We start from the raw sequence: 22,941 nt of genomic DNA on the forward strand, positions 1-22,941 counted from the left end.
TTAATATAATTAGTGCCGTGTTGATAGCGTTGTTGGCCATTTCTAGTGTCACTTCCCAACATGTTGAATGCCAGACAAGTTGAATAATCTGTGAGTTAAGCTTTTGTTAGTATCAAGTTTACCTTTGAATCCGTTATAATCGCCGCGTGAATATTTTATGATGCCACTCATTCGTCAGACAGTACCAAGGTACTCAATGCTAATGCCGGCATAACAACACATATTTTTCAATCATGAGCTGAATATCAACTCATGATAATTTAATAGTCAATCTTTACGGTGCTTGCTTTGGATCGATAGACCAAAGCAGGATAATCGGGAAACCAGTGTAAATCTGGTACTGCCCCCGCAACGGTGATTGGTGAGAGTCAGGTGCGCAACAGTGTTGCGTTAATCATCTCGGCTCGCGTGCGTTTACCTTTAGTGTAACGCCAAAACCTCAGTCCGGAGACCGGCCTTAAAGGTGATTTCGATGATTTCGGTGGGCAGATCTCGAAATGTAATGTGATACCGCTAGTGACTTATTTTATAGAACTTTTCTGTACAATAGGACGAAAGTGGTGCTCTATATTGCGGCGCTACTGCCCCATTTTTCCTTTCAGGAGTTAAAGGTAAATGGGTACTAAACCAACAAAAATCGCACTGTTATTAAGTGCTGTCTTCAGTGTCGCAAGTGTTAATGCTGTTGCGATTGAATCAGTTGTTACATCCCCCTCGTCTTCGGCTATCAGCATGGATGAAACCATTGTGGTTATTGGCCGTAATGCTGCCAAGCCATTAAATATTGCAGCCAATGTTAATGTCATTGATGCTGCTGATATTCAAATGAGCGGCGCCACCAATTTAACCGATTTATTACGTGGACAATCTGGTATTCAGGTGTCGAATAATAACTCGGGCACCGTATTTTCTATGCGTGGTTTTTCTGCATCACAAGCCGCTAATAACACCTTAATTTTGGTCGATGGACGCAGACTGAATAATATCGATATTTCAGCGCCGAGTATTGAATCGATCCCGATTAACTTAGTTGAGCGTATTGAGATTTTATCGGGTAGCGCAGGGGTATTATATGGTGACCAAGCTGTTGGCGGCGTTATCAATATCATTACCAAAGCACCAACAGAAACTGGTGGTGGCTTACAGGTTAGTGGTGGCAGTTTTGATACCTATGAAGCTAAAGGTGATATTTCAGGGGCTATCAACGATGCATGGCGTTACTTTTTAGCGGCGAGCTATAACGAAAGCGATAATTACCGCGATAATAATGACAATGAAACCAGCTCTATTCTTGGTCGCTTGCAATATCAAACAGATATCGAAGACTTCTTTGTTGAAGTGAATCATTTTGATAACGATCGCCAAGCACCGGGTGCGCTAACGCTGGCGCAATATGAAGCCGATCCTCGCCAAGTAGCATCATTTTCTGAAGGTGAGTTCTCTCATGAAATAACCACAGCATTGCGCAGTGGTTATCAATATCAGCTGAATAAAATCTGGGCCTTAGGTGCAGATTTAACCTACTCAGATACATCAACCTCGAGCTTGTTATTTGGTGGCGCAGGGCGTATTGAGCGCGATCTATTGAGTTTCTCGCCTAAAGCTACTGCTAACTATCATTTAGAACATGGCGATTTAAATTTTGTTGCCGGTATTGATGTGAGTAAAGGTGAAGCAGATTTCGATACGCTCTATACGCAACGAAATAATGAACAGACACAAAAGAGCGCCTATGTGCAAGCATCGGTACCGATCACGCCGACTTTATCTTATGTCGTCGGTGGTCGTTATTCTGAAGTGACAGACGATTTATATGACCAATTACTTTATCCGAATCGTATTGAAATCGATAATGACGCCCATGCGTTGGAGTTGGGGTTAAATTATCGCCCAAGCAGTGAAAATCGTTTTTATGTCCGTGCAAATGATAACTTCCGTTTTGCTAAAGTCGATGAGCAAGCTTACACCCCGCTTGATGTACAAGGTTTGAATCCACAAACAGGTCGTTCTTACGAAGCGGGCTGGGACTTTACCACTACGACTCAGACATTAAAAATCAATGCTTATCAACTTGAGTTAGAAGATGAGATTGTTTACGAAGGCGGTCGTACTGATGGGCCTTATGGTGGTGGAGCTAACGTAAACGCCGATGAGTCTCGCCGTTTTGGTGTGAGCACTGCTTATGATGTACAGTTATCTAATGACTGGCTGCTAGGAGCTTCGTACGACTATATTGATGCTGAGTTCACTCAAGGTGAGAACGACGGTAAAGCGTTATCATGGGTAGCAAAACATTCAGGTAAAGCCTTCGTAAGCTATGATTTTGCTGATAATTGGCAAGCTTTTGTTGAAGGTGTTTACACTGGTGAGCGTTACATGGAAGGCGACAACAGCAATACCGGTGATAAGTTAGACAGTTACGTGCTAACAAACCTTGCGCTTAACTATACCTATTCAGGTTGGAATGGTAGCTTACGTGTAGATAACTTGCTTGATGAAGATTATGTTGGCACCGGTTATTACTCGGCTTATGGCAGTGGTTATTATTCTGGTACTGGTCGCTCAATTAGACTTACCGCGGGTTATCGTTTCTAGATTATCTTTTTTAGCGAATAACCTTTCGAAAGCCAGTAAACTATTACTGGCTTTCGTTTTAATATATCGTTAAATTAATGAATAAAGTGATTTATTCTAAGAAAAGGTAATTGATGAATATGACTAATCTTGAGCAACAAGTCCTTACTCAAGTTCAAGCTATTATTGGCAATGAAGAGCAAGTCATTGGTCGTCGTGGCATATTAATTCCATTAAAAAAATCTCTGATTAACGAAGCTGATATTCGAGTCGTTATCGATATCATTTCAGCGGATCCTGCTTTGGCAGCCCATTTATTGTTACGCAGTAATACCGCGCAAACAGCAGGTGTCATATCAACAAAAAGCCGTAGTGTAAAAGATGCCTTAATCCGATTGGGCCAAGTGAACATTTATCGCTACGCGTTTTCGTTTTACCTTAAAGAAAGACTTGATGAACTTTCAGAGCCTTACAAAAAACTCGTTCAAGGTTATTGGGCATTAAATGAAATCATCGCGATGGATTGCATAGAACTGTTGCGCGAAGACAATGACATTGGTGTTGGTACTAAAATCGATGCGGATGAAATGCAAACGTTAGCGTTGTTTAGTGTGTTTGGGCAGGTGATTGCGTTAACGGCTTTTGCTTATTTAAATGCAGAGTTATCTCGGCCAGTATCGTTAAAAGTATTGAAGTCACTTATTGATAAACAACAGCAGCAGTTATCGCTTGAAGCATTTGCGTCACTAGGACTAGATGAAGATTTACGCGAAGAATTTTTGATTGCACATAATTTACGTCAAACACAAAACCCTGATTCTCCAGGACTTGTGCTTCGACGCGTGCTATCTAAACGAGGCTTATTAATCAACCCGTTGTAGATTTATGCCTTCACTCGCTACCAGTTCGAGCCACTTTTGGATTAAATTTGCATTAGTGGCGTCGCGACGATAAGCCCCAAATAATGGACGTTTCAGGCCTTCCGATCCTAATTTAACCGCAGTAAGACTGAGCCCCTGACTCTCTCGGATAGACCAAGTTGGTAGGGTTGCTACGCCGTCATTACAGGCAACTCGTTGCAATAACATTGAGGTTAAATCACACTGTTTTTGCTCGCCAGGTTCAATACCAGCAGGCTCTAAAAAGTGTTTGTATATGTCTAAACGCGCTAAAGGCACGGGGTAACTAATTAAGGTTTGCTTTGCCAATTGCGCTGGCGTGACAAACGCTTGTGTCGCTAATTCGTTATCACTGGCAACAATTAATTTTACTTCAAAATCAAATAAATGCTGATAAGCGACGCTATGTCCTGGCACAGGGTCTGATGTTAGCACTATGTCTAAACTGCCTGTTTCCAATGCATTGAGTGAATCAAATAAATGACGACTCGAAATGTCAATTTGAGCTGCTGGTGCATGTTGTTTAAATTGCTCAATAACAGGCATTAACCAACGAAAACAACTGTGGCATTCAATGCCAAGCTTAAGTTGTTGGCTTTCACTCTCTAAACCGCGTTTAAGATCCGACTCGGTTGCAATCACTTTCGGTAAGATTTCTTCCGCTAAATTCAGCAGACGTGAACCTTCGTGAGTAAACGTCAATGGTTTGCTCTTACGCACAAAAATAGTTGAGTTTATCCGTGTTTCTAACTCTTTTATTTGATGAGAAAGCGCCGACTGGGTTACAAACCTTTTTTTAGCTGCACCCGCTAAACTGCCACTTTCCTTTAACGCCATCAAGGTGCGAAGGTGTCTAAGCTCTATCATTTTCTCTCCACATGAATCTTGCTCAACTAGCTGATGAAATCAATTCGATTGCTTGACAGCAGAGTAACACAATAAACTTCTAGACGTCCAGACGCCTATGCGGTTTTTCTGCATAAATAGCCATATTTTTTGCTCAACGAAAAGTAAAGCAGTATGAAAATTTCAAGTTTAGGGTTTCCCCGTATAGGACGTCTGCGTGAATTGAAGTTTATTTTAGAGCGTTATTGGCGCGGTGAAGCAACATTAACGGATTTGAAAAACGTGCCAGTGAATTAAAACCACTCATTGGCTGGCAAGAGATGCAGGTGTTGAACTACTGTCATGCGGGCGTTACGCAGTCGCTAGCGAAAGATGAATCAATGCCGTGATTACAGCTTGAGCAAGTCACTCAAGACACTATTTCATGTCAGCTTAAATTGGGTATCGACATGCTAGTTCACGGCGAAGCTGAGCGAAATGACATGGTGGAGTATTTTTGTGAATAATTAGAGGGCGTTAGGTTTACTCAATTTGGTTGGGTGAACGTTATGGTTCTCGCTGCATTAAGCCTCCGTTGACTTATGGCGATGTTTCTCGTCCAAAATCTATGGCGGTCGACTGGGCTAACGATGTGCAAAGCTTAACCAACTTACGTTAGCAGTACGTGACGAAGTGATCAATTTAGAAAAAGCAGCTATTGGCATTATTCAAATTGATTAACTTGCAGAAATCAACTGAGTTAGATTGGTTCTGCTACTCCATTTTACTGGTTATTACGCAGTGATTTTGCGGTGAACTGTACTATTGTTTACTACACTAAAACTAAAGATGTGCAGTTAACAATAGGAGCTATTATGAGTCACACTTATAAAGTCATTGAACTTGTTGGTTCATCACCAATCAGTTCAGATGAGGCTGTTAAAAATGCGATTGCAGAAGCCAATAAAAGTTTACTACATTTGCGCTGGTTTCAAGTTATCGAAACTCGTGGCCACTTAGAAGAAGGTCTTATTGCCCACTGGCAAGTAACTATTAAAGTGGGTTTTACCTTAGACTCTAATGCTTAGGACCTAGTTGTCGCTTTTCGTTTATGCGTCTCTTGGTAAACCCTTTTGTATTGATCTAATCACTCGTTGAGTTTTCCGTGAAAGCGCCGACTGTGGCGCTTTTTGTATTTGTTGCACTAATGCCCATTCAATATGTTCAAGTACCATATCATCCACTTCTTCACTGTGTTTACGTTGCTCCAATGCCTCAATAATGGCCGGATTAGCGGGAGCATTACCTAATGCAATCGCGATATTACGTAACCAACGTTTGTGACCAATTCGACGAATCGCACTACCTTCTGTTTGGTTGAGAAAATAAGTTTCAGACCAAGCAAATAAAGTCAGTAAATCGGGTTGAATAAGCGCAGTGCGAGTATGGAAATCAGTCTCTTTAGTCAGTGGTGCTTTAGCGTTTACCGGACACACTAGCTGACAGTCATCACAACCATAAATACGATTTCCTATAAGCGGGCGAAACTCTTCTGGAATAGCACCCTGTAATTCAATGGTCAAGTAAGAAATACAGCGTCTTGCATCGACAACATAGGGTTCGACAATCGCATCAGTTGGGCATGATTTTATGCAGGCTACGCAAGTGTTGCAGCCTTCTTCAATCGGGATATCTAACGGCAATGGTAAGTTAATGAGTAACTCGCCGAGGAAAAACCAACTGCCTGCATCAGGGTGTAAAATTAACGAGTGTTTGCCAGTCCAGCCTAGTCCGGCTTTGTCGGCTAATGGACGTTCCAAAATAGGTGCAGAATCCACAAATGGTCTAAAATCAGTCGCATCAAAGTCTAGTTGTTGGCAATACTGGTTGATTTTATCGCCGAGCTTTTTAAGCCGTTGTCGGATGAGTTTATGATAGTCACGTCCACCCGCATAACGAGAGATATAACCAAGATTTGGGTCAGTTAAATTACTGGCAAAGCCGGCGTCAGGTGGTAAATAGTCCATCCGAGCACAAATCACTCTAATGGCTCCTGGATGTAACTCTGCAGGTCTAGCGCGCATCATTCCGTGATTAGCCATATAACCCATCTCACCGTGATACCCCTTATCTAACCAATCTTGTAATGCTGCTTCATGTTGGCTTAAGTCGACATCAGCAACACCAATATGAGCAAAGCCAAGTTCTTTACCCCAAAGCTTGATTTGTCTATTGAGCACATCAAGTTGAGCCGCGGTCAATGGACAGGGCTCAGTTGTTAGATTGGTTCCTAGATCAGGAATAGGATTTGGAGTTAATGCTGCGGTCGTTGTTGTCATAACACTATCATTGAGTAAACACGCTAAAATTATACGCGTTTTACTCAGCTTTGACACAATTTCGACCTGCAGCTTTGGCAGAATAGAGCGCTTTGTCGGCTTTTAGTAACAATGGTGACAAGTCTTCTTCATTACTATAGCTGGCAACCCCGGCACTGACGGTTTGATGTAAGTTCGGCGCAATCTGAGTCCAATCGTAATCAGCAATGGTTTCAATTAAACGATTAGCGATTTCAATGGCTTTAGTTTTGTCGATATTAGGCAGTAAAATCAAAAATTCTTCACCGCCAACACGTCCAACAACATCGGTATCGCGCATCATGCTTGCGCTAATTGACGCTAGCTTTACTAGCACTTTATCGCCCATATCATGGCCTAATGTATCGTTGACCATTTTAAAATGATCAGCATCAAAAGAGATAATGGAAAACGGCTTACCTGATAGTTTGGATGATTTTAAGAAGTAATGCCCTTGAGAATAGGTATCACGTCTATTGGCCAATTTAGTCAGCTCATCGGTTAGGGCTAAACGCCTAAAGAGTTGTTTTCGTATAACTTGCTTGTAAGCAAACATTGATACGATAATTAAAATAATCGCAACTAAGATAATAATGATAATTTGCATGCTTTCGTTACGCTGTAAAATCTGTAACTGCTGCTCTTTATCTTTGTCGCGTAGTATTAACCATTCGTTTTCGGTTTGAATTTTGTTGGTATTAAAGCGCGCTTGCATTTCTGAGTTGCGATCAGACATATTTTGCTTATCAAGTGCCATGTGCATTTTAATAAATTTTTGTAATGTTTTTAATGCATTTTCAATATCACCTTTAGCTTGGTAGATATCGCTTTTGAGATAGATGTTTTCATTTTCACCGCGTTGATTGCCACCACGGTTAAAATCAATTGATGCAAGCTGACTGTATTCAAGGGCTTTATCTAATTCATTTTTAGCTAAATATACTTGTGCTAGGTATAACATTAATGAACTATGCGGCCCATCATTACTGACTGGGATTTCTTTTTCTGCTTCCTTTAACAGCACTAGTGCTTCATCTATTTTATCTAGTTTAATCAGGTTTCCTGCAATATTGGTTTTGGCATCTGCAATAGCAATGTTATCTTTTTGGGTTTTCCAGAAGGTAAGCGACTGTTTAAATCGTGCAGTAGACTCGTCAATACGCCCAAGCTCTAGAAGTGAAAACGCGATCTGATTATTGATATTATCAGCTTCTATTTGTTGATTGGCCTTAAGGTAAGCTTGTTCAAGTTTTATTTGGTATTTCAGAGCGGTTTCAGCATCACCAAAACGCCGATAACTTGCAGCAAGTTCACTTAAGTTATCATTTGCCCAATAAGTTAAATTAAGATTTTCATACAATTGTTGCGATGTAATTAAATCTTCTAATGCAGATGAATAGTTGCCTTGATATGACAGCATTGCCCCTCGAATGCTTCGGCCGTCAGCGATAAGTCGAGGATCTTCAAGTTCGTATGCGTTATTTATTGCATTAGAAAGATCGTCAAGAGCTTCGTCTAATTGACCTGAAAACTGTTTGTAATAACCTAAACATAATAATAAATCAGTATGAATTGCTGATGGATAGGGTACTGAATATATCAGCAGTTGTTGCTCTGCATACTTAATGGCGCTGGCAAGTTCACTATCTGTAGTAGAAGGCTGGTTCCAGCAGTATAAACGGACATAGAGTTTTTGACGGATCTCATCGTCAGAGGCAATGAGCCGCTTATATTCGTTGAGTAACTCTTCACCTGAAACCTGATCAACATAATCAGCTAAATCTATTTTTTTATAGATAGCATCAGCTTTGACGTTGTCGTAATAAGCGGCAAAGACTGATGTGGGTAAAAAAAATATTGCTATAAAAATGGCAATAAAAAAGTGAATCTGAAGTGATGTTTTCAAGTTAATAAGCTGCTTATTTATAGTTTTTTTGTTGGCAACAATAATTATTGTGTGAGCGTTGTTGTAATACTTTTGTATGTATCTTTACTATCGATGAGCAATTATTGTGCACAACAGGCCTTTTATCAAGGATAAATTGATGTGACCTGCAGATTAAAGTCCAATTTTAAAGGAGTATCTGCCCATCAGGTTGATATATCGGCGGAGTATTACTTTAAAAACTGATAATACAAACAGTAAAAAATCATGTCATAATTGAACCAGCTTGTTTTAATTTACATGAGAAAAAGACATATCACTGCATTGATATGACATAAGAATGCGTTTGATCTGGCCTAATTTCACTAAATAGTTTGATTATTGTGCCATCAAACATTCTGATGCGGATCTATGTGGAGAATTTTAATTGAGAGATAACCATGACAAAAGTTGACCCGCAGTATCAAGAAGTAGCAAAACAAATTTCGTATAACGTAGCAAACAAAGTGCTGCCGATGGATAAGTTACCAGAAACATTGCTTGAGGCCTATGAAGGCTTGTTTACCGAACTTATTGAAGATAAAGCCAATACGTATACTCATGCTTGGGATGCATTGCCAGCGAGTGCGCAAAAGTTAATGACTAAAGCAGAGTTTCATGGCTTTTATATTGCCAATGCGTGGATGCAGTTAAGCCGTGTTGCGCAAGAAATTGCTGACAGTGCGGACTCTGAAGAAGAGATGAATAATAATGAATATGATGGTGTATTCGGTCGCTTAGCGGAGCAGTCGTTGAAAGAGTGTTTACGTAAGCTTAAAAAAGCGCGCACCGACCGTCCATTGTTAAATAGTTTTAAGCTAGTGATGTCGGCATAAATTTACTGTTATAGCGGACATAAAAAATCCCAACTTAGGTTGGGATTTTTTATGGTTACAAAACGCATAACCATTTCTATTAATGAGTTTTGCTATCACAGTAATGATGATCAGCGCTTTATCATTCTAAAGCGCTGAGTCGTACTTAATCATTGTTAGAATGAGGTACGTTTGTAACGACGATATTCAGGTTCCCAGAAGTTAGCCTCAATCGATTGTTGCAGTAACTCATCGGTACAAGGTAATGCTAAACCTTGATCAATAGCTGCTTTAGCAACAGCAAAAGCAATATATTTACTAACAGTTTGAATATCTTCAAGGCGAGGTAATAGCGAGCCAACACCGTCTTTACCTAATGGTGAACACTCCGCTAAAGCACGACTTGAAGCCATTAACATTTCATCAGATACACGTCTTGCACCACAAGATAATACGCCTAAGCCAATACCTGGGAAGATAAAGCTATTATTACACTGCGCTATCTCAAAAGTTTCGCCATTGACTATTACTGGTTCAAATGGACTGCCCGTTGCCACGAGTGCTTGGCCCGATGTCCAATTAAGGATGTCCTTAGGAGTCGCTTCTACACGGCTTGTTGGATTCGATAATGGGAATACTATCGGACGTTTACAATGGCTGTGCATTGCTTTAATGATTTCTTCAGTAAATAACCCTGGAGAGCCTGATACTCCGATAAGTACCGTTGGTTTAGCATTGTTAACTACATCAAGTAACGAGATATTGTCACTGTAATTGTCCCAAGCTTCTATCGTGGCACAAGGTTGAGCTAGCTTCTGTTGGAAAGGGAGTAGGTTAGGCATATTATCGAGTAATAAGCCCCAACGATCGACCATAAACACTTGTGAGCGAGCTTGTTGATCGCTAATGCCCTCAGATACCATTGTCGCCACAATCGCTTCGGCAATACCGCAACCTGCGCTACCCGCACCTAAGAAGGTGATGCGTTGTTCGCTGAGTTTACTATTAGCGGCTTTACAAGCAGCCAATAGTGAGCCAACCGTAACAGCTGCCGTGCCCTGGATATCATCATTGAAACTGCAATATTGATCTTTATAACGCTCAAGTAATGGCATGGCATTTTTTTGTGCAAAATCTTCGAACTGAATTAATGCATCAGGCCAGCGACGGCTGACGGCTTGCATAAATTCTTCAACAAATTCAGCATATTCATCGCCGCCAATACGTTGATGACGCCAGCCCATATACATAGGGTCTTCAAGAAGTTGTGGGTTATCAGTACCAACATCTAACGTCACAGCAAGACAATACGCCGGGCTTATGCCACCACAACTAGTGTATAGCGATAATTTACCAATTGGGATCCCCATACCGCCTATGCCTTGGTCGCCTAAACCGAGAATACGTTCTCCGTCTGTCACCACGATGACTTTGACTTTATGGCGAGTCGAGTTATTTAAAATATCATCAATGCGATCTTTGTTAGGATACGAAATGAATAAGCCACGATTACGACGGTAATTTTTAGAGAAGCGTTCACAGGCTAAGCCGACTGTAGGCGTGTAGATAATCGGCATCATTTCACTGATGTTATTACGCACTAAACGATAAAATAAGGTTTCGTTAGTATCCTGAATATTGCGCAAATAAATGTGCTTATCGAGATCATTGGTGAAGTTTTTAAATTGTGCGTAAGCGCGAGCGGCTTGCTCATCAATGGTTTCAATTACCCAAGGAATGAGGCCTTCGAGGTTGAAATAAATTCGTTCTTCTTCACTAAATGCACTGCCTTTATTAAGCAGAGGTGATTCAAGAATCGCTGGGCCGGCAAAAGGAAGATAGAGGGGGCGTTTGTTATCGTCCATGGGGAACCTTAATGTGTTAGATCCAGTTAGATCGTTATTAGAATAGGGCTGGTTTTTTTTATGATTGTAGATTATCACGTCTGATCTTTTTTGTGGTCTGTTAAGTGAGTAAAATCACATTATTGTTAGGTACTTCTACTCATCACTTACTATTGTGTCATTACTATGTGAACAATCGCATGGTGTAAATGCAAAATTATTATTGTTTAAATGTAAACGCCACAAACAAAAATGCGCAGCCTAAGCTACGCATTAATAAAGTATTATCTCAAAATCCTAACGAATATTACTTACCGCGATGTTTGATTGATAAACCTTTAACGAAGTTTCTTAACACCTGGTCGCCACAAGGTTTATAGTTTTTATGGTCAGGGTTACGGAATAGCGCACCTAGTTCAGATTTAGTCATTGAAAAATCTGCTAAAGCTAATGCGGCAATAATATCTTCTTCACGCATTTCTAGCGCTACGCGTAATTTTTTGAATATAAGATTATTAGTAAGTTGCTTTAAAGGCACTGGTACTTCAGCTCCAGGCTTTAAACCACGATTTTGAATGATCAAACCATCTAAGAATTGGCACATTAATGTGTCATTACACGCTTGATAACCTTCTTCTTCCTCTTTTTTCAACAGCGCAATAATTTGCTCTGAAGACATGTCTACTTTGGCTTGGCTGAAAATGTTAATCATTTTGGCATTTGAATAGTCAAACACAAAGCGAATACGGCGAAGAATATCATTGTTAATCATAAGGTTCTCTGGCGCGGCTGCGCATAAATGGTTTAGGTCAGTTGACGAAACACTATTATAGCGGGTAATCACTGATTAGTCAGATTAATCCTGCTTGAGCTGCAATCGATTTCTAACGCTGCTAGGGACTGCTTAAAAAATGATAACAAGCGATAACAAGCGAACGCTGCGCTTACGGATAGAAGGGTCTAGCCTCTAGGCTCTTGCTTGTCATTGCTTGATATCGCTCGTCACCGCTTGTCATCTCAGGAACAGCTTAAAAAATGATAACAAGCGAAGGCAGCGCTTACGGATAGAAGGGTCTAGCCTCTAGGCTTTTAGTGAGATTATTTTGTGAAATACCAATAAATAAACAAGATAGCGAAGCTAACTAAATACAATAAACCAATCCAAGACAACCCAACCATCACACGGCCATAACGATGTTTTTTAGCCAAGGTGTTACTTGTCATTAAACGGAAGTTAAGCCATGCAAAAATAACGGTAGTCATAAAGGCAAGGATCATCACAAATTCAAGCAGCGGTAATAAGGCGCCTTTAAAGAATAAAATGAGTAATAAACCAAGCGCGCTGATCCCGAGCATCACCTGGGTTAAATAACTGCGTGGTGACGTGTTGTGAGACAGTAATCGCCAGCCCATATCAAGTGTGCGACTGTAGCCATCTATCACAGTAACCGTGGTACTAAATATACATAAAAATGCAACAATCCCAATTAGATAGCGGCTTTCATTTCCCATGACTTGGCTATAAAGGGTGATCAATTGTGAGGCAAATACCGCACCTGAGTCTGAAAAACGCTCGCCACTGCCGTGCATCACTAATGCGCCTAACGCTAAAAATACAATCGCCAGTAATGCCGTGGTGACATAGCCTAGATTAAAATCAAAAATAGCCTGCTTGGCAGTTACCGTTTGGGTTTTACGTTTTTCTATTAACCATAACGAGTTCCAAGTACTTACCTCTATCGGAGCTGGCATCCAACCCATCATCGCTACTAAAAAACCGACGTATGCCCATTGCCAAGGAGATTCACTGACCACTGGAGTGCCGAATCCGCTATAACGATTAAAGGCTAATGCCACGGCTACCAAGGTGGTTAGCGTAAGAGCCAACATGATAATTTTAGTCATTTTATCAAGCAGTTTGTAGTGGCCGAAAATTAATAATGCTAATGAGCTGGCCAATACAATCAGCGCTAATACGTCAATTGATAGCGGAATAAACTGGGTTAACATTGCCGCCGTTAACATACATACCCCAGCCGTACTGGCAATGGCGGCAATAACATTAAGCCCAGTAAACAGCATCAAATACCCGCGCCCTTGCTTTTGATAACCGTGCAATAAACTCTCATCAGTTGCTGCGGTGTAGCGAGCGCCAGCCGCGAAGAAAGGATACTTAACGATATTGACTAATAAAATGAGCCACGCCAGTTGCCAACCAAATTCGGCACCTGCTCGAGTTGAGGCCACTAGGTGAGAAGCGCCAATTGCGGCGGCGGCCATTAAGATTCCTGGTCCTGTGGCTTTAAACAGTGTGCTAACACGAGAGACCCACGGTAAGGCTGATGCAGTTTGTTGATTAAGCATGTTAAAAAAGACCTAGTTTGATTGTTTAGCGGTTAATGATCGTTCTATTCGCAATAAGGTGGCGTTCATTTGTTGTAGATTGTCGAGGATTAATACATCGGTATTTGGACGAGCTGATGCGCTGTTTTGCCGTTCACTGAGTTGTGTTTTTTGTGCCAGTACTTGTGCTCTAAAATCGACTACATTTATGACGCCAATTAAGCTAATTAACGCCCCTGCGCCAGATTGCCCGGCGGTTTCTACGGTAAGTTTATGAATGCCAAATATGCGCATAATGGGACCTTGGATAAGTGCCATATCGGTGATTTTATCCAATGGAACGGTATTTTCTGTTCGAGTAAACAACCCTTTGCGGACGATGAGTTTTTGCTCGGTTAATTCAGCACTCATGTTATTGATGTAACGCTTTGTCGCCAGTAATCCTAGGGGAAACCATAATAATAACAATGGAATACCAACGACACTTAGGAAAATGAATACGCTGCCAGACAATAACCAGTACAGACCTAGGTTTGCATGAAAGTGGGCACTAACTAGGGTTTTGTCACTCATTTGATCTCCATATCAAAAGCTTTTAAATTCACTTTTTTTAAGTATTTATTCTTGTGTAAGTAACTAGTTACATTTACATTACTGGCTTGTGTTGACTTTGTTAATAAATAACTTAACTTGGTTACGTAAAAATAAATCCGTACGAGTTGCACGTCGTTATAGTTTTAAACGGCAGTGTGCAGCAGTCAAGGATGTAAAACAATAAATTAACGTTAAGGATGATCATGAAAAAAACTAACCTATTGCGTAGTGCTTGCGCCATCGCCGTTTCACTGTCCCTTGCCCCTATCGCACTCGTTTCTCAAGCTGCCGAAGCAGGTGCACAATCAAAAGTTGAACGAATTGAAGTGACCGGTTCTCGTATCAAACGGACTGATATTGAAGGACCATCGCCAGTTCAATCGTTGAATAAAGACGATATTGCCAACATGGGTTTTGATAACCTACAACAATTGCTTGAACGTATGCCTGCAAACGGTTCTGGCGCATTTTCTACTCGTGGTAACAGCCAAGATTCTACCGCTAACGGTGGCGCATCAATCAGTTTACGTGGCTTAGGGCCAGATGCCACTTTGGTACTTATCAATGGTCGCCGAGTGGGATCGAGTGCCTTTGCTGAAGGGATTTCGAATTCATTTGTTGATATCAACAACATCCCTGTATCAGCAATTGAGCGCATTGATATTCTTAAAGACGGTGCTTCAGCTATTTATGGTTCTGATGCTATTGCTGGTGTGGTTAACATCATATTAAGAAAAGACATCGAAGGGCTTGAAATTAACCTAGGTTATGGCGACGACAGCGGTACGGGTTATGACGAAACCACAGCCAGCTTAGTGTGGGGCGTAAAAGCCGACAAAGGCAGTGCGTCAGTTATTCTTGATTACTTTACTAATGGCACTTTGTCAGCAAGCGATATGGGCCGTTTTGGCACTGCTAACCAATCACCTTATGGCGGTGAAGATTACCGTTCATCGCGAGGCTTTCCAGGGTATTTTTATGTTAATGGTGTGAAAACCATCGATCCTGATTGCCCCGCTGAGAATGCCACAGCAAGTGGCAGTTGTTTGTTTGATTACGGTCCATACAATTTAACCATTCCAACGTCTGAGCGTGTTGGTGCTATTGGCCAATTTGATTACATGCTCGGTGAAGATTTAACTGCATTTTTAGAGTTATCTGTACAACATAACACCTCTGAAGCGGGTGGTGCACCAACGCCATTAGATGAAGATGCTGGTTTAACCGTGCCTGGTTCTCATCCTAACAATCCATTTGGACAAGACATTGATATCGGTCGTTACCGTACAGTTGATGCTGGCGCACGTCGTTGGGATATCGAATCAGATACCATGCGTATTGTTGCTGGTCTTCGTGGCGTTATCAATGATTGGGACTGGGAAGTATCAGCGCAACGTGGCCGCAGTGAATCTACTCAAACCGGTGACCGCTCACAAGGTTGGGTAAGAACTGATTACTTACAAGCCGAAATTGATGCCGGTAACTACAACCCGTTTGGCGGCACTATGAACTCGCAAGATGTGATTGATCGCATCACAACAAGTCTAGTAAGACAAGGTAAGTCGAGCATCACAGCTTATGATGCGAGTATTTCGGGCCATGCATTTACCATCGCAGATCGCGATATCATGATGGCTGCAGGTGCAGAATACCGCGAAGAAAGCGTTAGTGACATTCCAGATGAGCAGTTCCAACGCGGTCTTATTTTTGGTACTGAAGCGGTGTCAGCATTTGGTTCGCGTGATCAACATGCTGCCTATGTAGAATTATCAATTCCTATTGCAGATAACTTTGAATTACAACTTGCCGGTCGTTATGACAGCTACAGTGACTTTGGTTCAACCACTAACCCTAAAATTGCTTTCCAGTGGGGTATTAGTGACGAGATAACTGCACGTGGTTCTTGGTCCACAGGTTTCCGTGCACCATCATTAGCGCAAATTGGTTTAGGCCCTTCTGAAAAAAGTGACTTTTTAACCGATAGCTATCGTTGTGCAGCAGATAACGTCGACTGTGAATTGCTTGACTACAACTTTATATTTGCTGGCAACCCGAATCTTAAAGCGGAAGAGTCTGAGACTTGGAACGTCGGTATGATTTGGGCACCAAGTCAGCAGTTTGATATTGGTTTTGATTTATACAATATTCTCCAAGATCACAAAATTGACTCATTGCAAAACCAAGATCTTTACGACGAAAACTGTAATGATCAAAACAGCACTATTTGTTTACGTAATGCACCGCAAGCGGGCGAAACATTTGGCTCAATTGACGTAATCAAGTCAGCATTTGTCAATATTGGCTCACAAGAAGTACAAGGTATCGATTTATCTAGCCATTACGGTCTTGAGTTAAACAGCTATGGTGATATTAAGTTTGGTTTAGAGTACAGCTACTTAATCAGCTTTGAAAAAGAAGTTGATGGAACAACGATTGACTACACCGGTGAGTACGAGTATCCACAACACCGTTGGTTGGCAACAACCAACTGGAACATGGACGACTTTACGGCTAACGTTAACTTAAGCTATATCGGTGAGTTTGAAGACTACAACAAAACTCGTACTGTTGATGCACAGTTGTTAGTTGATATGTCTGGTTCATATCGTTTCAACGATACTGTTAAGTTATCTGTAGGTGTAAATAACGTGTTTGATGAAGAGCCATCATTTGCGATTGGTGATGGCGATGCTGACCTTTATGGTTACGCAATGGGCGTACATAACCCACTAGGCCGTTATATTTATACTAAAGTCACAATGAAGTTCTAATGGCAACGTCATAAGATATCGATAGCCACATTCACTTAAGGTGCAATGTGGCTTTTTTTATTGTACGAATTGATTGGATTACCCCAAAAGGATTCAACATGATTACGTTATATGGAACTCAAAAAAGTCGAGCACTCCGAGTATCTTGGCTTTTAGAAGAATTAGGCGTTGAATGGCAATTTCATTTTATTGATTTTGCCAAAGGTGAAAATAAACGTGACGCATTTTTAGCCCTTAACCCTAGTGGCAAAATGCCAGTACTCACCGATGGTGACTTTGTGTTAACTGAATCCGCGGCCATTATGCGTTATTTAGCTGAAAAGTACGGCCAAGGTAAATGGTTACCAAAACCGGGTACTCAAACGTCGGGTATTCATGAGCGCTGGATGAGCTTTGTGATTAGCGAACTTGAACAACCACTGTGGAGCATGGGTAAACATCGTTTTGCGTTGCCAAAAGAATTGCGCGTAGATGCCATGTTTGCTGTGGCTAAATGGGAGTTTGATCAAGCAGCTGCTATTGCAGAAACTTGGATACCAGAGTCTGGGTTTGTATGTGGTAGCTCGCCTATGGTTGCCGATATTTTACTCGCACAAACCTTAGGTTGGGCTTTGGGATTCGAGCAACATCTGCCGCCTAAGTTGTCCGCTTATCGCGATCGATTAAAGCAACGTCCTGCTTTGGCCGCAGCACTCGCCAAAACAGCACCACTTGTTAATGCAACGAAATAACAGTCATTAAAAAGGAAGCACAAGGCTTCCTTTTGATTATTTACTGGCAATATGCAGACTTTTTATAATTGAGTAGCAGCCCATTTCGCACGGCTTTCACGGCTTTCGCTCATGCCGTTATCAGCGCGATAAGCTTTGTATGCTTCAGCATCTAGTGCCACCAAACTCACATCCACTTCAAGTACAAGTTTGCATTCTTTTTTAATACGCCAAGCTGCGGCATTGTATAATTCAGTTAATGGCAAAGTGCTTAAAAATTCTGGATTGTATTGGGTATATAGCGCTTGAGTCGGATACACCACAAACGCTAACCGACGCTTAGGCTCTTTTTTAAAAAGCTCTTCAATACCGTCAGAGGTGTTGAGCACTTGCATTTCGATAATATCATCGATTTCTAGTAACTTTTTTTGAGCCGGAATAGGCGCTTCTTGCTCGCCAGATTCCCATGCCATCACGTCTTCATTACTGGCTTTAGTGATGCTAGCAACCTGTTCAGTTGTTAGGCCTAAAGACTGACGTAAACATTGAATTTCAATTGCATTTAAACCGGTATTTTTCGACATGATCGTTCTCATTGTTAGTGATAATTTGTTTAATAAGCGCTTATTATCTCGCGTTGGGTTAGTTAACTCCAACCTAGGCTAGTAGATAGGATTATCGATTAAGCCACACGTCTTCGGCCCAATGCCAAAATGATTCCCATACTTTGTCGCTAAATCGGCCTTTTTTCCAAAACAACACTTGGCTTTCTTCATCAATACAATAAAAGCTATCACCGATTTGGCAAATGGCAATTTGTTCGCGAGGTAATCCAATAGACCAAGCATAACAAGCTACTTCAGGTAAGTAGGTATGTGAAGATGGATCGGCAGCGGTAACAGGTTCAAGCGTGCCATAAATAACATCGCTGCCATACAGTAAGAATTCTTTTAAATCATTGGGTAAACCAATTAAGATCTGTTCTTCAACTTCTACAAGTTGCTCAAAAGTTGGCAATTCTAACGGCACCGGTACGGTTTCGCTTAATTCTTGTAGTTGTTCAATAATGTCATTCATCGCATTGTCCAGCAGATCGTTTCGTAATGGGCGCGAGTATAGCAGATGTGATTGTTGCGGATCTTGTTTGGCAAAAAAAAAGCGCTCATATGAGCGCTAAAGGGTGGTGTGGATACTATGCAACTTGGCGTTGTGAACTGTATAAACTTTGACGTTTGTAGCTTAACCACGCTTTGTGATACTGCTTGTGAGAGTCTTGACGCAGTTTAGCGATAGTGGCTTGCTCTATGTCATTTAAGCGTCTTGATGTGGCTTTAGCCTGAGACTCAATCTGCTGGATTTGCTCATAAACATGATGTTCAGGGCCACTTTTAATGTCGGCAATATCATTTAAATGAAATTGTACTTCAACCACCATTTGGCTTACGGGTAATTTCACTAATACATTTAAATCACGATAACCTGATACTTTAGGGTGAGCAAAACGATTTTTCAATTGCACAATTTCGGTGTATTGGCTCAACTGTTGGTAACTTGATAGCAAGCTTTTTACGTCATAGGCCACCACACTTGCCCGTGCTATATCGGTTAGTTGGCTGGCATCGCCATTAAATTTAGTTTGCACTTTTTGAGCTGCACGCTGATAACTTTTGGTAGCAGGAAGAATGGTTTTGGTATTACTTGATTGGTCAATGAAGTGAAGTAGGTCAATCAGTTCTTGCTGCGCCGCCGGTGCCCGTGACATCAGAGCATGCAAGTTATCACTATCTTGTGTCACCAAGTCGGTGTTGTGATCATAAAGCGCCATTAGCTGCTCAATATCATTAGATGATTTTTGGCTGAAGTCAGATGGCTGAGCTAGCTTGGTGTATTTAAGCTCGTTAGGCTGGGCAATAGCACCACGTGTAGACAGTAAAATTAAGAATATAAAGAAGGTACGAAACAACTTATTCATTGAATAGCTCCAGCATAATGTCTGTTAATCCAATGTACCGCTTTTTGGCTGAATAGGGGCTGAATGAACAAGGTTTAATGATATATATTAACTTGGCTATGTGTTGTATTCGTTTTTATTATCAAGTGGTTAGTTTTTTTATAATAAAAAAGAGCATCTTTCGATGCCCTTTTTTTTGTGTAAATGTGACCTAAGTCAGTCATTCGCCTTGGTGATTACCAAATTTTTACGCGACTAGCTGGCTCAATGTACATCTTGTCGCCTTCTTTCACGTCATAAGTGCTGTAGAACTCAGGCATGTTAGATAACGCACCTAATGCACGGAAATGACCTGGTGAATGCGGATCAGTTGCTACGCGGTTACGCATTGCTTCTTCTTTCATCTTCACTCGCCAAATTTGAGTGAAGCCCATGAAGAAACGTTGATCGCCTGTTAAGCCATCAATAACCGGTGCTTCTTTACCATCAAGTGACATTTTGTAAGCTTTATAGGCGATAGTCACACCTGATAAGTCACCAATGTTCTCACCTAATGTTAGGCTGCCGTTTACGTGTAGGTCGTCAAATACTTGATAACCATTGTACTGAGCGATTAATGCATTGCCTTTTGACTCGAATGCTTTTAAGTCAGCTTCGGTCCACCAGTCACGCATGTTACCTTCGCCATCAAATTTAGCACCTTGGTCATCAAAACCATGGCCCATTTCGTGGCCAATAACCGCACCAATACCACCATAGTTAACCGCATCATCAGCTTCTAAGTTGAAGAATGGTGGTTGTAAAATCGCAGCAGGGAACACGATTTCGTTCATGGTTGGGTTGTAGTAAGCGTTAACGGTTTGTGGCGTCATGTGCCACTCGTCTTTATCGATTGGTTGGCCTAACTTAGCTAAGCCTTTGTTATGCTCAACAATCGCCGCACGTTTAGCGTTACCCACTAAGTCATCTGCTTTAATGGTCAGTTTGCTGTAGTCATCCCATTTGTTCGGGTAACCAATTTTAGGATTAAATTTAGCCAGTTTGTCTTTTGCAGCAACTTTAGTATCAGCACTCATCCAATCTAGTGAGTCAATGCTTGAACTATAAGCGCCACGTAAGTTTTCAACTAACTGTTCCATACGGGTTTTAGCTTCAGGTGCAAAGTGACGTTTCACATACACTTTACCCACAACTTCGCCTAGCGTGTCACTTACCGTGCTCACGCCACGCTTCCAGCGAGTTTCTTGCTCTTCTTGACCATTAAGTGTCTTAGAGAAAAACTCAAAGTTTTCGTTATCTAATGCTTCAGATAAATTGCTGGCATTATGTGTCAATGCCATCCAAGTCATGTAGTTTTTCCAAGTATCAAGGTCGTTATTTTTAAGCACCTCGTTTAAACCTTGGATATAACTTGGTTGGTTGATAATAATATCAGTTTGCTTGTCGCCGCCAAGCGCTGCTAAATAACCATCCCAGTTAATTTCTGATGCCAATTCTGGCAAGTTCTTAACTTGGTATAGGTTGTATGTTTTAGTACTGTCGCGCGTTTCAACAACGTCCCAATGCTTTTCTGCAATTTGAGTTTCAAGTGCAAGAATGGCTTCAGCATTTGCTTTTGCATTAGGTAAGCCAGCAAGATTGTACATTTTTTCAATGTGTTCAACATAGGCTTTACGGATGTTGACGAAGCGTTCTTCTTGATTAAAGTAGTAATCTTTTTCTGGCAGGCTTAAACCATATTGCCAAATGTGTGTGGCGTAACGGCTTGAATCTTTAGCATCAATTTCAACATAGAATGCTAAAGGTGTACCACCACCGTTTGCTTGGTTTTCACCAAAAAACGCGGTTAATTCTTTTTTATCTTTTAGTGCGGCAATTTTATCTAAATCAGCTTGAATTGGCGCAATACCTAATTTATTTAGCGTTTCAACGTCCATAAATGAACGATATAAATCAGCTACTTTCTGTTCATCAGTGCCATCGGCTAGGTTTGGCGTCGCGCTTAAGTCTTCAATGATGGCTTTAACGTCATCACGTGCATTTTCACGTAGGTCGTAAAATGCACCAATGTTGGTACGGTCGCCAGGGATTTCAGCATTTTTCATCCATGCGCCGTTAACATACATGTAAAAATCGTCTTGTGGGCGCACTGACTTGTCGATGTTGTCAAACGTGATGCCAGATGTAAGTGCTTTTTCTACTGCAGCTGCAGTAGCTGTTTTTGCGACATCTGCAGCAGGCGTAACGACTGCCTTGTCATCACTACAAGCACTCAAGCCTGCAATTAATGAGGCGCATAGACCGCCAATAACCAATTTTCTCATGTTGTTTCCTTTGCTTGATGTAAAGAGCCCTTCAATGGGGCATTGCGATCAGTGTCGCTTAATTCAGTAATAACCCCTTTATCCAAAGGGAAAAGCTATTACTTTTATTGTGAATTGTATGTTAAAGCCTTATCCGTCTATAAAACAAGCCGCAAAGGGGCATTTTTAGCGTGTTTTTTGTGAGGATGTGTAACCAAAAATTACCTTAGCAGTGAAAAATGTTGGTGATTGATTTCTATTTGAGCGTGTAAGCAGCATAATAGCGCCAATATTTTTAGATTGAGTAATCATTGTGCGTTTAGACAAATTTATCTGTGAAAGTACCGAACTAACTCGGTCATTGGCCAAGAGAGCCTTGCACCGTGGTGATGTTACCTGTGATGGTGTTGTGGTAAAAAATTCAGGTTTTAAAGTACTACCACAAATGGCAGTGCATTTAGACGGTACGTTAATTAGCGTGATTGGCGAACGTTACATCATGTTAAATAAACCGGTAGACACCATCTGTTCAACCATTGATGAAGAATACCCATCAGTATTGAGTTTGATTGATATTGAGAAAATGGATACTTTGCACATTGCTGGCCGATTAGATGTCGACACCACAGGCTTAGTGTTAATTACTAGTGATGGTCAATGGTCGCATAAAATCACTTCGCCAAAGAAAGATTGTGGCAAACGCTATTGGGTGGAATTAGCCGAACCTATTGATGACAGTTTAATCCAGGTATTTGCCGATGGCGTTGAGCTGCGCAATGAAGACGGACTGACTAAGCCTGCTTTGCTGGATATTATTGACTCAACTCATGTGCGATTGACGATTAGTGAAGGTAAGTACCATCAAGTTAAGCGTATGTTTGCCGCTGTGGGTAATAGAGTGGTTAATTTACATCGTGAAGCGGTTGGTGCTATCGAGTTAAATGCTGACTTAGCCGCAGGTGAATGGCGCTTTTTAACCGATGCTGAAGTCAAGTCTGTGTAGTTATCATTTGAATATAGAAAAATGCCCG

The 22,941-nt window shown here is 41.2% G+C and carries 19 protein-coding genes, 1 pseudogene and 1 riboswitch; of the genes and pseudogenes, 9 read left to right on the plus strand and 11 right to left on the minus strand.

The features are described 5' to 3' along the window. Positions 1-260 precede the first annotated feature (260 nt). A riboswitch (cobalamin riboswitch) is annotated at positions 261-475 on the plus strand. Between the two features lie 140 nt (positions 476-615). Together H5181_RS15315 and H5181_RS15320 are read left to right on the plus strand one after the other, a co-directional pair. Next, on the plus strand, positions 616-2,595 hold the full coding sequence (locus tag H5181_RS15315) for a TonB-dependent receptor (protein ID WP_182751445.1): 1,980 nt from the start codon (positions 616-618) through the stop codon (positions 2,593-2,595). Between the two features lie 119 nt (positions 2,596-2,714). Beyond that, positions 2,715-3,455 carry an HDOD domain-containing protein gene (locus H5181_RS15320; protein ID WP_041413393.1) on the plus strand — a complete coding sequence of 247 codons (741 nt, stop codon included), beginning with the start codon at positions 2,715-2,717 and terminating at the stop codon, positions 3,453-3,455. Here H5181_RS15320 and H5181_RS15325 read toward each other — a convergent pair. Further along, on the minus strand, positions 3,438-4,340 hold the full coding sequence (locus H5181_RS15325) for a LysR family transcriptional regulator (RefSeq protein ID WP_182751446.1): 903 nt from the start codon (positions 4,338-4,340) through the stop codon (positions 3,438-3,440). The genes H5181_RS15320 and H5181_RS15325 overlap by 18 nt on opposite strands. Positions 4,341-4,493: 153 nt before the next feature. Between H5181_RS15325 and H5181_RS15330 the strand changes: the two genes are divergently transcribed. From H5181_RS15330 to H5181_RS15350, 3 genes and pseudogenes are all read left to right on the plus strand, one after another. Further along, entirely contained in the window at positions 4,494-4,616 is a 123-nt protein-coding gene (locus H5181_RS15330) for a hypothetical protein (protein ID WP_081430120.1), read from the plus strand. 95 nt (positions 4,617-4,711) lie between these two features. Then, positions 4,712-5,036, plus strand: a pseudogene (locus tag H5181_RS20800) (5-methyltetrahydropteroyltriglutamate--homocysteine S-methyltransferase); the annotation flags it as partial. Between the two features lie 137 nt (positions 5,037-5,173). Beyond that, positions 5,174-5,386 carry a dodecin gene (locus H5181_RS15350; RefSeq protein ID WP_041412796.1) on the plus strand — a complete coding sequence of 71 codons (213 nt, stop codon included), beginning with the start codon at positions 5,174-5,176 and terminating at the stop codon, positions 5,384-5,386. Positions 5,387-5,407: 21 nt separating this feature from the next. Here the strand turns inward: H5181_RS15350 and queG are convergent, their stop codons facing one another. Together queG and H5181_RS15360 are read right to left on the minus strand one after the other, a co-directional pair. Then, complete coding sequence (gene queG, locus H5181_RS15355; protein WP_182751448.1) at positions 5,408-6,637, minus strand: tRNA epoxyqueuosine(34) reductase QueG; 1,230 nt, start codon at positions 6,635-6,637, stop codon at positions 5,408-5,410. A gap of 40 nt (positions 6,638-6,677) precedes the next feature. After that, entirely contained in the window at positions 6,678-8,561 is a 1,884-nt protein-coding gene (locus H5181_RS15360) for a GGDEF domain-containing protein (RefSeq protein WP_182751449.1), read from the minus strand. 419 nt (positions 8,562-8,980) lie between these two features. Here H5181_RS15360 and H5181_RS15365 point away from each other — a divergent pair, with 419 nt between their 5' ends. Continuing rightward, positions 8,981-9,415 (plus strand): DUF3069 domain-containing protein, encoded by a 435-nt coding sequence (locus H5181_RS15365; RefSeq protein WP_182751450.1) that lies wholly within the window; start codon positions 8,981-8,983, stop codon positions 9,413-9,415. A gap of 155 nt (positions 9,416-9,570) precedes the next feature. Here H5181_RS15365 and H5181_RS15370 read toward each other — a convergent pair whose 3' ends face one another. The 4 genes from H5181_RS15370 to H5181_RS15385 form a co-directional block, all read right to left on the minus strand. Further along, a complete protein-coding gene (locus tag H5181_RS15370) occupies positions 9,571-11,259 on the minus strand; it encodes an NAD-dependent malic enzyme (protein WP_011636309.1) in 1,689 nt (562 codons plus the stop codon). A 286-nt stretch (positions 11,260-11,545) separates the two neighbouring features. Beyond that, a complete protein-coding gene (locus tag H5181_RS15375) occupies positions 11,546-12,010 on the minus strand; it encodes a DUF1456 family protein (protein WP_011636310.1) in 465 nt (154 codons plus the stop codon). Positions 12,011-12,336: 326 nt separating this feature from the next. Next, positions 12,337-13,602: an Nramp family divalent metal transporter gene (locus H5181_RS15380; protein ID WP_011636311.1), complete on the minus strand. Its 1,266-nt coding sequence runs from the start codon at positions 13,600-13,602 to the stop codon at positions 12,337-12,339. 12 nt (positions 13,603-13,614) lie between these two features. After that, a complete protein-coding gene (locus H5181_RS15385) occupies positions 13,615-14,154 on the minus strand; it encodes a PH domain-containing protein (RefSeq protein ID WP_182751451.1) in 540 nt (179 codons plus the stop codon). 224 nt (positions 14,155-14,378) lie between these two features. Here H5181_RS15385 and H5181_RS15390 point away from each other — a divergent pair, with 224 nt between their 5' ends. Together H5181_RS15390 and H5181_RS15395 are read left to right on the plus strand one after the other, a co-directional pair. Then, a complete protein-coding gene (locus H5181_RS15390) occupies positions 14,379-16,946 on the plus strand; it encodes a TonB-dependent receptor (protein WP_123777263.1) in 2,568 nt (855 codons plus the stop codon). Between the two features lie 98 nt (positions 16,947-17,044). Then, positions 17,045-17,677 (plus strand): glutathione S-transferase family protein, encoded by a 633-nt coding sequence (locus H5181_RS15395; RefSeq protein ID WP_182751452.1) that lies wholly within the window; start codon positions 17,045-17,047, stop codon positions 17,675-17,677. A 62-nt stretch (positions 17,678-17,739) separates the two neighbouring features. On the opposite strand, the gene H5181_RS15400 is transcribed toward H5181_RS15395, so the two are convergent. The 4 genes from H5181_RS15400 to H5181_RS15415 all read right to left on the minus strand — a co-directional run bounded on the left by H5181_RS15400 (position 17,740) and on the right by H5181_RS15415 (position 21,931). Further along, positions 17,740-18,240 carry a DUF4447 family protein gene (locus H5181_RS15400; RefSeq protein ID WP_041412800.1) on the minus strand — a complete coding sequence of 167 codons (501 nt, stop codon included), beginning with the start codon at positions 18,238-18,240 and terminating at the stop codon, positions 17,740-17,742. A 91-nt stretch (positions 18,241-18,331) separates the two neighbouring features. Beyond that, the gene (locus H5181_RS15405) at positions 18,332-18,733 is read right to left on the minus strand and encodes an SMI1/KNR4 family protein (protein ID WP_011636316.1); all 402 of its coding nucleotides are present in this window, start codon (positions 18,731-18,733) and stop codon (positions 18,332-18,334) included. A 115-nt stretch (positions 18,734-18,848) separates the two neighbouring features. Then, complete coding sequence (locus H5181_RS15410) at positions 18,849-19,628, minus strand: GTP pyrophosphokinase (protein ID WP_011636317.1); 780 nt, start codon at positions 19,626-19,628, stop codon at positions 18,849-18,851. Between the two features lie 215 nt (positions 19,629-19,843). Beyond that, the gene (locus H5181_RS15415; RefSeq protein WP_011636318.1) at positions 19,844-21,931 is read right to left on the minus strand and encodes a M13 family metallopeptidase; all 2,088 of its coding nucleotides are present in this window, start codon (positions 21,929-21,931) and stop codon (positions 19,844-19,846) included. A 292-nt stretch (positions 21,932-22,223) separates the two neighbouring features. Here H5181_RS15415 and rsuA point away from each other — a divergent pair, with 292 nt between their 5' ends. Beyond that, entirely contained in the window at positions 22,224-22,913 is a 690-nt protein-coding gene (gene rsuA / locus H5181_RS15420) for a 16S rRNA pseudouridine(516) synthase RsuA (RefSeq protein ID WP_011636319.1), read from the plus strand. Positions 22,914-22,941 lie beyond the last annotated feature (28 nt).

It is taken from the genome of Shewanella sp. SG44-2, assembly GCF_014164215.1.
GTDB classification, from domain to species: Bacteria; Pseudomonadota; Gammaproteobacteria; order Enterobacterales; family Shewanellaceae; genus Shewanella; species Shewanella frigidimarina.

Coding starts and splice junctions, on each gene's coding strand:
- H5181_RS15370 (WP_011636309.1), bottom strand. CDS start 11,259: ATGGACGATAACAAACGCCCCCTCTATCTTCCTTTTGCCGGCCCAGCG.
- H5181_RS15390 (WP_123777263.1), top strand. CDS start 14,379: ATGAAAAAAACTAACCTATTGCGTAGTGCTTGCGCCATCGCCGTTTCA.
- H5181_RS15365 (WP_182751450.1), top strand. CDS start 8,981: ATGACAAAAGTTGACCCGCAGTATCAAGAAGTAGCAAAACAAATTTCG.
- H5181_RS15395 (WP_182751452.1), top strand. CDS start 17,045: ATGATTACGTTATATGGAACTCAAAAAAGTCGAGCACTCCGAGTATCT.
- H5181_RS15315 (WP_182751445.1), top strand. CDS start 616: ATGGGTACTAAACCAACAAAAATCGCACTGTTATTAAGTGCTGTCTTC.
- H5181_RS15410 (WP_011636317.1), bottom strand. CDS start 19,628: ATGAATAAGTTGTTTCGTACCTTCTTTATATTCTTAATTTTACTGTCT.
- H5181_RS15380 (WP_011636311.1), bottom strand. CDS start 13,602: ATGCTTAATCAACAAACTGCATCAGCCTTACCGTGGGTCTCTCGTGTT.
- H5181_RS15350 (WP_041412796.1), top strand. CDS start 5,174: ATGAGTCACACTTATAAAGTCATTGAACTTGTTGGTTCATCACCAATC.
- queG (WP_182751448.1), bottom strand. CDS start 6,637: ATGACAACAACGACCGCAGCATTAACTCCAAATCCTATTCCTGATCTA.
- H5181_RS15325 (WP_182751446.1), bottom strand. CDS start 4,340: ATGATAGAGCTTAGACACCTTCGCACCTTGATGGCGTTAAAGGAAAGT.
- H5181_RS15330 (WP_081430120.1), top strand. CDS start 4,494: ATGAAAATTTCAAGTTTAGGGTTTCCCCGTATAGGACGTCTGCGTGAA.
- H5181_RS15405 (WP_011636316.1), bottom strand. CDS start 18,733: ATGAATGACATTATTGAACAACTACAAGAATTAAGCGAAACCGTACCG.
- H5181_RS15415 (WP_011636318.1), bottom strand. CDS start 21,931: ATGAGAAAATTGGTTATTGGCGGTCTATGCGCCTCATTAATTGCAGGC.
- H5181_RS15320 (WP_041413393.1), top strand. CDS start 2,715: ATGACTAATCTTGAGCAACAAGTCCTTACTCAAGTTCAAGCTATTATT.
- H5181_RS15385 (WP_182751451.1), bottom strand. CDS start 14,154: ATGAGTGACAAAACCCTAGTTAGTGCCCACTTTCATGCAAACCTAGGT.
- H5181_RS15400 (WP_041412800.1), bottom strand. CDS start 18,240: ATGTCGAAAAATACCGGTTTAAATGCAATTGAAATTCAATGTTTACGT.
- H5181_RS15375 (WP_011636310.1), bottom strand. CDS start 12,010: ATGATTAACAATGATATTCTTCGCCGTATTCGCTTTGTGTTTGACTAT.